Here is a 12492-nt window from a genome sequence, read left to right on the forward strand (position 1 = left end):
GCGGATAAGCGCTGAAAGCATCTAAGCGCGAAACCGACCTCAAGATGAGATTTCCCACGAGTGAAAACTCGGTAAGACCCCTGAAAGACGATCAGGTTGATAGGCCAGATGTGGAAGCGCCGTGAGGTGTGGAGCTGACTGGTACTAATCGGTCGAGGGCTTGACCTAACGAATCAGCATCATGAACATGACTAGGGTATAAGTGGCTCAAGGGACTAATGACGAAGCTAGAAAGAAACTCTGTGCAGTTTTGAGAGAACAGCGCAAACGCGAAGAGTGATCTAAGCGAGAGCAAAGGATTCTCAAAGATCTGGTGATCATGCCGGAGGGGTTCCACCCGTTCCCATCTCGAACACGGAAGTTAAGACCTCCAGGGCCAAGGATACTTGGGGCGCAAGCCCCTGGCAAAGTAGGTCATCGCCAGGTAACAAGCGAAAGGCTGCCATAAGGCAGTCTTTCTGTGTTTCATGAAAGAAATTGAAAGCAAAGCACCGGGGTTCCACCCGTTCGATCCACGTTGCAGGAGTATGCGTTACGGGACGCAACGTGGCGAAAGCTCGTCCGCTTTTCGTATCTCGAACACGGAAGTTAAGGATCCACACTGCAGGAGTGCGCGTTACAAGTTGCAGTGTGGCGAAAGTCTCATCCGACTTTCGTTCCAGGGCCAAGGATACTTAGGGCGCAAGCCCCTGGCAAAGTAGGTCATCGCCAGGTAAACAAGCAAGAGGCTATCTTTAAGGAGATAGCTTTTTTGTGTTTTTTTGATGAGCAGTTTGAATGAAGTGAGCTTTGGAAGAATGAAAGCAGAGGGGTTCCACCCGTTCGATCCACACGGCAGGAGTTTTCGTTTGGGGTTGCAGTGTGGCGAAAGGCTCGTCCGCCTTTCGTTCCAGGGCCAAGGATACTTGGGGCGCAAGCCCCTGGCAAAGTAGGTCATCGCCAAGTAAACAAGCGAGAAATAAAATATCTGAAAAGAAAAGAAAAGAAAAGAATAGCTAAAATTATAATTGAAACCTTCTTTGAGTCTTTATAACCTAATGGGTATAAGAATAACTCAAGGAGGTTTTTTTATAAAAACAGTTTTTATATTGACCTGTCTATCACTTCATAGTCTATAGTTGTTTTGGCAAGATTTCTTGCGAAATCCAACGTTAGGAGGTCAATATGGAGATCATTAATATCAATAAAAATCTTTATCTTTTGTTATGCGGCCAGCTCATATCGCAAATCGGTGATAAATTTTATGCTCTTGCGCTTGCGTACTGGGTTCTTCAGACTACACACTCCCCTTCAATGATGGGCCTTGTGCTATTTTCTTCTATGGCTCCCGCAATTGTGGCAGGGTTTTTTTCGGGGGGCTTTATTGATTTTTTTAATAGAAAAACACTCCTGGTTAATACCGACATTATCAGAGGGCTTGTTGTGACCGCGGTAGTTTTTTCATATTCTATAGGAGTGTTAAATATGTTCATTATCATAGTTGCAGAAGTAATGCTCTCAATATATTCAGCGTTTTTCGATCCTACGGTCCAGGCTGTAATTCCTCAAATTGTGAAAAAAGAAGAGTTGGCCAGGGCTAATGCCAAAAGTCAGTTTTTAGGTGGAATCGCACTCGTTGTTGGGCCTTTGCTGGGTGGTCTTTGCGCAGCATGGTTGGGGTATGGTTTTGTCTTTTCATTTAATGCGTTATCTTTTTTTATAGCTTCAATTCTTGCATCTTTACTTGTTCTTGAACCTACCTTGAGAGAAACACATTTTGAAAAACAGATCAAGGAAAATATTTTTGATGGCTTTAAATATGTTTTCCAGAAAAGGAGTATCGTTTCAATTGTATTGATAGTTGCTGCTTTGCATTTTTTTGTAGGTTCAGTTCAGGTAATAATGCCTGTATTTGCCCTAACGTTGAAGGGAAACGGGGCACAAAACTTGGGATACATCGAAGCCTTTTATGGGGCGGGTGTTATTCTAACAGGTTTTCTGTTAAGCTTGGTGAATATAAACAATCAGGAAAAGAAACTTATGTACGGAGGCATCTTCATTATCGGCATAGTATATACGGTATTCGGTATTCTCAGTAATTTGGCTATTCATGATATTTTTCCATACTTTTTCATATTCTTTTCAATGAGCGCCGCGGTTGTTGGGATTAGCACTGGCTATCGTGCCATTTTGCAGAAAAATGTTGAGAATGAAATGGCAGGGAGAGTCTTCGGTATAATAGGCTCAGTGGGTAATTTCACCTATCCTGTTGCAATCCTCGTATTCGGAGTATTGTTAGATTGGTTCAAATATGAACAATTGTTGACGTTCTGTGGAATTATAGTCATAATCTTGAGTCTTGTTTTATATAACCTTAATAGACTTAGTTCGTCTGTCCGGTTGTATGATTAGGTGAACCAACTGTTAATCCGACATAGTTTAAAAGTGACTTTTACAAAAAAATGAAGAGGTATTTATGCTAGTAACTGTTAGCAAAATTGCAGCCAGATTTGGGATTTCCAGGAGTACGTTATTATATTACGATTCAATAGATCTTCTCAAACCCTCTGCAAGAAATGAAGCAGGGTATCGGTTATATAATGATGCAGATATGGAACGGTTAAGAAAAATTATGCTTTTCAGGGAAGCTGGAGTACCGCTGGCTGAAATTGCCGATCTTTTAGACGCAGCAAATTTAGAGGTTACCGCACTGCTTTTGAAGAGACTGGGAGAACTGAACAAAGAAATAGAAGCGGCTAAAAAACAACAGGATGTAATTATAAAATTATTGGAGAATAGTATTTTATATAAAAATTTAAAGAGTATTGATGAAAGCATATGGCTTACAATTTTAAATTCCGCAGGAATTAAAAAGGAAACAGCGGAAAGATGGCATTCCGAATTTGAAAAACATTCGCCCTTGCAACATCATGGTTTTCTTGAACTACTCGGATTTGATGAGGATGAAATACACCAGCAAAGAGAGCATTATGGACGAATGAACAAAAAATAAGTTTCTTGAGCAATTTGTAAAAATGTGTATGAATAATAAGTTTACCCATAAGACTGAAAGAGATTGCTTATAACAAAGCGACATACAACTCTTGCAAAGGAGTATGTCGCTTTTTCAATGTGTTTTGTGGAAAATAATATTACCTCAGCTTAGGCGCTAGTCGAGTTTAGTGATAACGTTTGATAATTCCTCTAAAACATAGATAAAATGTAATTAACTTACCTGACCTACTCGAGAATTAAATCACAAAAAACTGGAAACTTAAATAATCTAACATTAAACAGTATCTGCTCATTGAAATTATGAATTTAAAATGTTCATATTATCACATTTAAAGATTTCAGCATTCGTGTAAATCAGTTTGAGGACTTTGTTAAAAATTTTACACCCTATCCTAAATGGAATCTGTAATTAATATTTTTAATTACGGAAAAATTAGGGGCTGAATTGCATTACTAGACGTAGCGCCTGCGAAAAAATTGTGTAATAATAGTAACGAACATAATGTTTTGCTGAATTTTCATTTTTAAATATGAGAATAATACTGAAATGCATGATGAACTAGTCTAAGTAGATATTACAATACTGCTGTTTCTAAGGAAGAATTATTGTAATAGAAAATGGCAATGTTAAAGAGCTAACTAAACTGAATAATTACTCATTGCCTGGATTCTCTTGACCTATTCATGTATTTCGAAAAGGGGCGATTAACTTTGGAATGCAAGCTCAGTGATTACATTGCCGAAAAAATCGTAGACTTAATTCATCGTACGAGTGGTTATCCTGTTATTGTCTGTGATACAACCGGCACTATCATTGCTGACTCTGCTCAAATAAGAATAGGGGTTAAGCATAAAGGAAGTCAGAAAATATTAACGACTGACTGCACTTCGGTTGAAATCACTGCAGAAGAGGAAACTGCTGATACTTCAGGTCGAATCAAGGAAGGGTTTAATATTGCTATTGAAGCCGAGGGGAAAAAAATTGGAACATTCGGTATTGCCGGACAGCTGGAAATTGTTCGCCCGGTAGCTAAGGTAGCCGCAGGTATGGTTGTGATGATGATTAGGGATGAAGAACTTAAAGAAGTCATTCGCAACCAAGTTCAGATTTTAAGTACTGCTGTTGACCAGGCTGCCAGTGCTGTCCAACAAACTGCCGCTTCAGCCGAAGAAGTTGCTTCTATTAGTCAAAAGATCGCTCAGGAAGCGAAGGATGGAGAAGACCAGCTAAAGTCTACAACCATGATCTTAGACTTGATACATAAGGTTGCCAAACAGACGAATCTATTAGGCCTAAATGCTGCGATCGAAGCTGCCCGTGCGGGAGAACAGGGCCGTGGTTTTTCGGTGGTTGCAGGAGAGGTGCGTAAGTTAGCAGAAGAAAGTAACCGTTCTGCAAATGGGATTAGAGACATTCTGCAAGAATTTCAAGCAATCATTCAAAAGATTGTTGATAGTTCGCTGAGAAATAACGAAATTACGCAAGAACAGGCAAAAGCAAATCAAGAAATTGCTCAGATGATAGATGGTGTGTTTCAAGTTAGTGAGAATTTGAAATCCATTGCTGTTAACTTATAAGGAATTTTTCCAATTACCCTGAATTCAATCAATGCACATTTAAATATACAATAAGCAAAACTCAATTAAAAGGAGAGTATTATTTATGGAAGTTCGTCTTACTTATGGGAAAAATGGTTTAAAAATTAATGTTCCTGACTCCGCGAAGGTTGTTGCACCTAATCCAATTGAACAGCCTGAAGACGATCATCAAATGGTCTTAGATGCTCTCCGAAATCCTATTGGTACGAAACCTCTAAAAGAAATGGTCAGCTCGAAGGATAAGATTGTTATCGTAATTAGTGACATTACACGGCCTACTCCAAATCACAAATTAGTTCCTTGGTTATTGGAGGAACTTTCTCATATCCCCGTAGAAAACTTTACGATCATAAATGGAACAGGAACGCATCGTGATGAAACTAGAGATGAATTAATTGAAATGTTGGGCCAAGAAATTGTAGATACCGTCCGTATCATTAATCATCACTGTCACGAAAAATCCGAACTGGCGCACTTAGGCAGAAGCAGCTTTGGTTGTGAAGTCTATTTAAATAAGGAATACGTTGACGCTGACTTTAGAATTGTAACAGGATTTATTGAACCACACTTTTTTGCTGGTTTCTCAGGAGGCCCAAAAGGAATAATGCCTGGAATCGCAGGGATTGAGACGATACTGACATTTCATAATGCCAAGATGATTGGGCATCCTTTGGCAACTTGGGCGTCTTAGAGGGAAACCCTCTCCAAGAAATGACGAGGGAAGTAAACTCGTTCTGCAAGCCTAATTTTCTTCTTAACGTTGCTTTGAATGGAGATAACGAAATAACCAATGTCTTTGCGGGTGAGCTGGTTTCCGCGCATGAGCAAGGGTGTGCTTTTGTAAAAGACCATGCCATGATTAAATGTGAACGTCGTTTTGATGTGGTAGTTACGACAAATGCTGGCTATCCGCTTGATCAGAATCTCTATCAAGCTGTAAAGGGCATGAATGCAGCTCAAAAGATTGTCAAGCAAGGCGGCACGATTATTTGCGCCGCGGAATGTAGCGAGGGGATGCCCGAACATGGAAATTTCTCAAAAATATTACAGATGCGCAATACACCCAAAGATTTGTTGGAAATGATCAACGATCCGTCATTCCAAATGTTTGACCAATGGGAAGCGCAGAGATTGGCTATGATTCAGGAGTGGGCGGATGTGTATGTTTATTCCACGCTACCTGATGAGTCGGTGGCTATAGCAATGCTTACCCCAACGAAGAATATCGAGACAACGTTAAAGGAACTTCAAGACAAATATGGCAAGGATATGAGTATTGCCGTTTTGCCCTTAGGGCCATTAACGATTCCATATGTTGAAGAGTGAGAAAAGGGTGGGGATTAGGGAGTGAACGATCTTCGAGAGAATTTAGTTGTTCAAGAAATACTTAGAAACCGTGTTTCTTTGCGAAACTATGCAGAACGTCAGCTTGATGAACAAGATATAAATCTAATCATTGAAGCCGCCATGAGAGCACCTACTGCGGGTAATATGATGATGTATTCAATGATTATTGTCTCTGATCAAAACTTAAAAGAGCGACTTAGCGTTACCTGTGATCATCAGCCGTTTATTGCCAAGGCACCTTTGGTTATCATTTTTCTGGCTGACCTTCAGCGTTGGTTCGACTACTATTATAAATCCGGTGTCGAAGATTTTTGCCTTAAACAAGGTCTGGAATTTTCAGGTCCAGATGAGGCGGATTTAATGTTATCAAGCTGTGATGCGCTAATTGCCGCTGAAAATGCTGTCATTGCTGCCGAAGCAATTGGAATTGGATCATGCTATATTGGTGACATCATGGAAAATTACGAAATTCATCAGTCCCTGCTGGATCTTCCGCCTCTGGTATTCCCGATTAGCATGGTATGCTTTGGCTATTACCCGAAGAATGAGCGTCCAAGACCGCGGGAGCGTTTTGATTCCCGCTATATTGTTCATGAAAATAAATACCGGAGATCAGCAAATCAAGACCTGGAAGCTATGCTTGCTTCCAGGTCGGCAGGATTTGATCCGCATAATTCTTTTGGTGCTGAAAATTATGGTCAATGGATGTACGCGAAAAAAACAGGTGCACCTTTCTCAGTTGAGATGGCTCGATCCGTTCGGAGGGCTTTGGAAAATTGGCGTGGAAAACAGTATAAACCAACAGAATAGAAGAAAGGGATGAACGTTTTTAACGATTATCCCTTTCTTCCTTCGGAGTCTTACCGCTTATTACTATTAATTTGTAACAAACGTTATCGCTCCGCTTATCTAGGAGATTCCTATTGTTGACAATCGTGTTGGCCGAGTCACGCCGTCAACAATTCTTTAACTTCAGTCATCAATAATATCTGAACCTTGTTCAGCCATTTCTTTTTCAGCGAAGGTAATCATTTTTTTAACCATATTACCGCCAATCTGTCCGACTTCACGCGTGGTCATATTAGCGAACCCTTTATCTTGAATATCATCGTCTAATTGTAACTCTTCTGCTACTTCCCATTTAAGTTTATCCAACTGACTTTCGGATTCTGGAACTTCAGGCGTATTGCGGCTCATTTTACCATCCTCCTTTTACAGTTGTTTTAGTTACATGCTTAGCGTACCCAACTTATGAAACTCTATACATAAAATTATTGAAAGATATTTAAGGTGAAAATAATATTACGAAGGTCCATTGAGAGACGAAAAGGGATATTCGTTTTCTTTGTCGAATCATTCTGAGAATAATGAAATTAAAGCATTAGACTATATTCCTTGAGATTCCGAGGACCATTCTTCATAAGAAACTTAGTTAAGGAGTGATAAAGTGCATGAAATGTCTTTAATGGGGGGGATTTTTGAAGTGATCGATCGAACTCTCTCCTTACATGATGTAAAAAAAGTCTTACAGGTTAAGATAAAGGTTGGAGAGCTGACGAATGCCGAACCCGATGCTTTATCAATGGCCTTTGAGGCCTATAGTAAAGATACCTTGTGTGAGGGAGCGGAATTGATTGTGGAGCGAGTTCCCTTGCGCGGATGCTGTAAGAACTGTCATTATGAGTTTACTGTTAAGACCATGTATTTTCTCTGCCCTCGCTGTAATTCAACGAGCATCGAAGTGATTCAAGGAGAAGAACTTTTACTGGAAAGTCTGGAGGTTGAATAAATGGATGTCAAACGTCGTGAAATAGAAGTGATGGCAAATTTACTTGATTCTAATGACATGCAGGCTGAAGTAAATCGCGCTCATTTTTGCAAAAATAATTGTCTGGCTGTTAATATTATGGGTTCACCCGGAGCAGGAAAAACATCCCTCTTGGAAAAAACCTTGCCGCTCCTGAATGAGACGTTGCACGTGGCAGTTATCGAAGGAGATATTTTCACCAGCAAGGACGCTGATCGAATCTCGGTTTACGATACCCCAGTCATCCAAATTAATACCGGTGGTGCTTGTCATTTAGACAGCAAAATGATCGGTAAGGTTTTGCCGGAATTTAACTGGAAGAATTTGGATTTAATGATTATTGAAAATGTCGGCAACCTTGTTTGTCCTGCTGATTTTGACCTAGGAGAGTCATTCAAAGTTATCGTTTTAAGTATTGTTGAAGGGGATGATAAGCCAGCAAAATATCCAGTTATCTTTAGAAAGGCTAAAGCCGTTGTTCTCAACAAGATGGATTTGGAAGAATTAACGGATGTGGATATGGAGCGTATGAAACAGGATATCCGGGTTATAAACCCTGACATCCTTATTTTCGAGATTTCTTGCCGGAAGGGTGAAGGGCTGAAGGCTTGGACGAATTGGCTGAATAGTGAAGTTGCTGCCTTTCAGAATGATGCTATTAAAGCATAGAAACATGTAGGCTAAGATGCTGTATCTAATAAAATCAAAGGGCCTTCCGGTTTTTGGAAGGCCCTTTGTAATGTTACGTAACTAAGGGAACCCTGTTGTTTCGTTGTTCTAAAAGAGATCAACTAATATTTAGGCTGTAGGTAAGGTTGAGGTAAATTTTCCCTCACTTCGAATTGAGTCAATTTCAAGTAGAACCAAATCGGCCAGGCGAGGAAATAAGGCCTGAATCTCTGGGCTGATGTCCATCCCCCATTCAAGCTTTTTGGGCTGCACACCGAAAATTAAGGTTTGAGGAGCGTGCCCTAAGACATTCGCCATCGTTAGTACTTCTACGATCCCGATTTGATGAAAGGAAACCTCGTATTGTTCAGGAAATACCTGAATATCGCCCGGTTGAAATCGGAATAAAGCACCAGGTTCAGAATTAGCATTAATAGCATCGACAACAATAAGAAAGTCGACTTCTTGAATCAGATGAACTAGTTCAAGCCCGGCAGTACCTCCTTCAAGGAGTTCCACATTTTCCGGGAGCGACTTCTGAGCCAGTTCATCCAAAAATCGGACTCCTAAACCTTCGTCGGATAGAAGGATGTTGCCAACTCCCATGACCATAATTTTTGGCGAGTTCATGATCAAATTCCCTTCTGATTCCTCATTTTGCCGAAGAACATGAAAAGAAATTGTTCATAGGCTGAGGTAAAGACTAAATAAATATGAACGGCAATAACAGCTAATAATATCCACATTATAAGGTAGTGAAGCCCGCGCACGGCAGCTAATCCACCCAACATGTCTGCCAAGCCTGCCAACTGTTCAGGCTTATATAATATAAATCCGGTAACCGCCTGAAAAACCGCCATGATCGGGAGAGCAATATAAGCGATTTTTTGAAGAGGATTGTATTTTCCCGTTTCGGGGTGTTTGCCGAGAAACAAATAGTACTTTGTTTGAGGCCAAATAGTTTTAACATCTTGCTTGTTGAGCAGAATGGAATCATAATCTTTATATTTTCCAAAAAAGGAATAATAAAAACGTACAATTCCATTGATAAGAAGAAAATACATAAAGAAGAAGTGTAAGCTGCGAATCAGGTTCATTGGCATGCCAGGATGGGGAGAGTGAATAAACCAGCCTGTTAGGGCTAAAACGAAGAAATTAATGAGATTTATCCAATGGCTGATACGCTGGAATAATGGGTGGTCAAGTGGGTTAACCATGTCCTTTCCTCCTTTTCTACCAACCGATCCGGAATTTTTGAACGTCATTGGTTCTTGGATCGATGAGGTGAATCGCACATGCCAGGCATGGGTCATAGGAACGAACGACTCTAACAATGTTAACGGGATTTTCGGTGTCGGGAACAGGTACCCCGATTAAAGCTTGCTCAAGTGGCCCAGGCACTCCTTTGTCATCTCTTGGTGAGAAGTTCCAGGTAGTTGGAACAACCATTTGATAGTTTTCTATTTTGTGATCAGCAACTTTAATAAAGTGACCGAGTGAACCTCGAGGTGCTTCGGTTAAACCTGAACCTTGCCCAGTGGCAGGAGCTTCCCAGTGCTCGGTATCATGAATGCGGAAATTAGATCCCATTTCTTTTTCCAAAGCATCAAGCCAGGTTAACATATCCTTGGCGAGCAGGAGGGTTTCATAGGCACGAGCGGCGTGGCGGGCGACAGCTCCTGGTTTCATGTTATATTTAGCAATAATGTCCATTAGGCCTTTAGGCTGCATAATAAGCATGCGGGCGAGAGGTCCCACTTCCATGGGTTTGCCGTCATAGCGGGGGGCTTTCACAAAGGAGTAGGCATCCTTTTTATCCAGGTCAGGGATGGTATCTTCGCTATAGGGTGTTTTACCATTGGCGCTGGCTTTATACCAGGAATATTGGACATCTTCCGTGATTTTAGATTCATCAATCGGCAGAATCTTGCTTAAATCACCATCCATGATGACTCCAGACTTGAGGAGTAAGTCTTTACCTTCATTGTCTCGGGCAAAGGCTCCGTAGGACATATAATTAAGAGCCCCGCCACCGACTCCAGCCTGAGCCAAGGGAAGAAGTGGCCCGGTACCAAAGGTTAAAACATCTTGCAGATAGACCTTTTCGACAAAATCAAGCTGTTCGAGAAGCATCGAGCGGAATTGCTCTACAACTTCAATGTTCGGAAGCATCGTTACCCCGCCGACGACAATGGAAGATTGGTGAGGCTGTTTTCCGGCAAACAATGCGGACATTTTCTTGGCTTTGGCTTGCATTTCCAAGGCTTTAAGGTAATGGGCAACAGCCATAGTGACTAATTCAGGGTTATTAACGCTAAATTCGTCGGGTTTATAACGTGGAGTTAAAGGAGCAGTATCTCCGGCTGCTACGAGCTTCAAGACTTTATCTTTGACGGCTAATAGTCCAGGATCTTTTCCTTGGTATTGGGCGACTGCCATAACGTCAAGGTAATCAAGGGCACTTAGATGATAAAAGTGCAGCGGATGATCGTGCAGCCACATAGCGCCAAGAATTAGATTGCGGATAATTCGGCCCCCAGCCGGAACGTTAGCCCCGAAGGCTTTATCCAAGGCCAGAGAGGAAGCCCAACCATGGGAACCGGCGCAAACACCGCAAACACGCTCGGTAACATAGGTTGCATCTCGGGGATCCCGTCCCCGCAGCATCGCTTCAATTCCTCTATACATAGTTCCAATGACATGAGCTTCGGAAATTTTGCCATTGTCTACTTCAACTTCAATTCTCAGGTGTCCTTCAATACGGGTTATGGGATCGACAACAATCTTTGTCATCTTATAAATCCTCCTTGTGGCCTTGGTTAGTCAGTCTGCCGCTTGCGGCGGTGGCGATTAAGTGAACCCCTAGGCCGATGGCAGCAGCCCCTCCAATGACGGTTCCAACAGTATCGGCGTTAACCTGACCGATGCCTGGTAGTCTGAAATTCTCTTGCTTGGAATACAAAGGACTAAATTCTTTATAAAAACTCTTCTCGGAACATCCGGAACAGGGAGATCCTGCATTAATGCAAAAGTTAGCATTATCATTCCACCATACTTGAGCACAATCTGTGAATGTCTTCGGGCCCTTGCATCCTTTCAGAAGAAGACAATACTCTTTCTGGGCCGGGTCATTCCAATCCGTTAGGAATTCGCCGTTTTCGAAGTGACCGCGTCGTGGACAGTTATCATGCAATAACGTTCCGTAGAAAGCAACAGGGCGATTTTGTGAGTCAAGAGGCGGAACTTTCTGATAAGTTAGATAATAAAGAATCGTACCGATCAGAGTTGCAGGTTTGACAGGGCAACAGGGAAGGTTGATAAGGGGGGTGTTTATTCCCTCAGCTTTAAGGATCTCAGAAACTCCTACAGCACCTGTAGCACAGGCGCCAGGGATTCCCGCTCCCTCGGAAGCGCAGCTGCCAACTGCGATAATCGCCTGAGCTTTTTTAGCTGTATCGATTAGTGTTTTCTTAAAAGGTTTCCCACCAACCATGCAGTAACGATCTTCCTGCGACGGAGTGGATCCTTCTACGACTAAAATAAATTTATCCTTGAGTGCTTCTTGATAAGCTTCCTCCGATACATTTCCAGATCCAGCCATAATCGTTTCATGATACCGGATCGAGATCATATCTAAAATAAGTTCAGCTGCCGATGGATTTAATGTGGCAATCGCTGACTCTGTACACCCGGTACAATCCATTCCTTCCAACCAAATGACCGGGGGCTTCTTGATTGCTTGTTCCATAGCGGAAGCAGCTTGGGGGACGAAGAGTTCTGGTAACCCGAGCGCGGCTGTTGTTGCTCCAATTAGCTTCATAAAATCACGCCGAGAAACTCCTTTGACTTTGAGTAAATCGAAATTCCCCATAATTTGATGAACACCTCCTATATGCATCTTGTTCTTTTTGTGTACAGGATTAAGGATATAAAAATTCCTTATTATAAAGATATATTCGAGATAACCTACATATTTCCTGCTTGTTAATTAATAATTATTCAGAAAATTTGAAGAAATTCTTATTGTTGTGATATTATTGCAATTAAGTTTTCAATGTTTCTCACTTGTGGAAACT

The 12492-nt window shown here is 41.5% G+C and carries 13 protein-coding genes and 2 rRNA genes (1 of these 15 only partly in view); 10 read left to right on the forward strand and 5 right to left on the reverse strand.

From position 1 onward, the window contains the following. The 8 genes from VZF35_RS20165 to VZF35_RS20200 all read left to right on the forward strand — a co-directional run. Positions 1–168: ribosomal RNA gene (locus VZF35_RS20165) — 23S ribosomal RNA — on the forward strand (it extends 2744 nt beyond the left edge of the window). Between the two features lie 141 nt (positions 169–309). Beyond that, positions 310–426: ribosomal RNA gene (gene rrf / locus VZF35_RS20170) — 5S ribosomal RNA — on the forward strand. Between the two features lie 738 nt (positions 427–1164). Then, a complete protein-coding gene (locus VZF35_RS20175; protein WP_407307861.1) occupies positions 1165–2391 on the forward strand; it encodes an MFS transporter in 1227 nt (408 codons plus the stop codon). A 64-nt stretch (positions 2392–2455) separates the two neighbouring features. Continuing rightward, the gene (locus VZF35_RS20180; protein ID WP_407307863.1) at positions 2456–2992 is read left to right on the forward strand and encodes a MerR family transcriptional regulator; all 537 of its coding nucleotides are present in this window, start codon (positions 2456–2458) and stop codon (positions 2990–2992) included. A gap of 713 nt (positions 2993–3705) precedes the next feature. Beyond that, positions 3706–4572: a methyl-accepting chemotaxis protein gene (locus VZF35_RS20185; protein WP_407307865.1), complete on the forward strand. Its 867-nt coding sequence runs from the start codon at positions 3706–3708 to the stop codon at positions 4570–4572. Between the two features lie 85 nt (positions 4573–4657). Then, positions 4658–5284 carry a nickel-dependent lactate racemase gene (larA, locus tag VZF35_RS20190; RefSeq protein ID WP_407307868.1) on the forward strand — a complete coding sequence of 209 codons (627 nt, stop codon included), beginning with the start codon at positions 4658–4660 and terminating at the stop codon, positions 5282–5284. Beyond that, the gene (locus VZF35_RS20195) at positions 5272–5919 is read left to right on the forward strand and encodes a hypothetical protein (RefSeq protein ID WP_407307870.1); all 648 of its coding nucleotides are present in this window, start codon (positions 5272–5274) and stop codon (positions 5917–5919) included. Before larA ends, VZF35_RS20195 begins: the two co-directional genes overlap by 13 nt. A gap of 21 nt (positions 5920–5940) precedes the next feature. Then, a complete protein-coding gene (locus VZF35_RS20200; protein WP_407307872.1) occupies positions 5941–6750 on the forward strand; it encodes a nitroreductase family protein in 810 nt (269 codons plus the stop codon). Between the two features lie 162 nt (positions 6751–6912). On the opposite strand, the gene VZF35_RS20205 is transcribed toward VZF35_RS20200, so the two are convergent. Continuing rightward, complete coding sequence (locus tag VZF35_RS20205) at positions 6913–7137, reverse strand: small, acid-soluble spore protein, alpha/beta type (RefSeq protein WP_407307875.1); 225 nt, start codon at positions 7135–7137, stop codon at positions 6913–6915. A gap of 250 nt (positions 7138–7387) precedes the next feature. Between VZF35_RS20205 and hypA the strand changes: the two genes are divergently transcribed. Together hypA and hypB are read left to right on the forward strand one after the other, a co-directional pair. Continuing rightward, complete coding sequence (gene hypA / locus VZF35_RS20210; RefSeq protein ID WP_407307877.1) at positions 7388–7729, forward strand: hydrogenase maturation nickel metallochaperone HypA; 342 nt, start codon at positions 7388–7390, stop codon at positions 7727–7729. After that, positions 7730–8416, forward strand: a complete 687-nt coding sequence (gene hypB, locus VZF35_RS20215; RefSeq protein ID WP_407307879.1) for a hydrogenase nickel incorporation protein HypB — start codon at positions 7730–7732, stop codon at positions 8414–8416. It abuts the gene before it with no gap. A 129-nt stretch (positions 8417–8545) separates the two neighbouring features. On the opposite strand, the gene VZF35_RS20220 is transcribed toward hypB, so the two are convergent. From VZF35_RS20220 to VZF35_RS20235, 4 genes are read right to left on the reverse strand one after another with little or no spacing between them, the layout of a single operon-like run. After that, positions 8546–9046, reverse strand: a complete 501-nt coding sequence (locus tag VZF35_RS20220; protein WP_407307881.1) for a HyaD/HybD family hydrogenase maturation endopeptidase — start codon at positions 9044–9046, stop codon at positions 8546–8548. Between the two features lie 2 nt (positions 9047–9048). Further along, positions 9049–9633, reverse strand: a complete 585-nt coding sequence (cybH, locus tag VZF35_RS20225) for a Ni/Fe-hydrogenase, b-type cytochrome subunit (RefSeq protein ID WP_407307883.1) — start codon at positions 9631–9633, stop codon at positions 9049–9051. 16 nt (positions 9634–9649) lie between these two features. Then, positions 9650–11209, reverse strand: a complete 1560-nt coding sequence (locus tag VZF35_RS20230; protein ID WP_407307886.1) for a nickel-dependent hydrogenase large subunit — start codon at positions 11207–11209, stop codon at positions 9650–9652. Position 11210: 1 nt separating this feature from the next. Then, complete coding sequence (locus tag VZF35_RS20235) at positions 11211–12287, reverse strand: hydrogenase small subunit (protein WP_407307888.1); 1077 nt, start codon at positions 12285–12287, stop codon at positions 11211–11213. Between the last annotated feature and the right edge of the window lie 205 nt (positions 12288–12492).

This window comes from Desulfosporosinus paludis (genome assembly GCF_045689965.1).
GTDB lineage: Bacteria > Bacillota > Desulfitobacteriia > Desulfitobacteriales > Desulfitobacteriaceae > Desulfosporosinus > Desulfosporosinus paludis.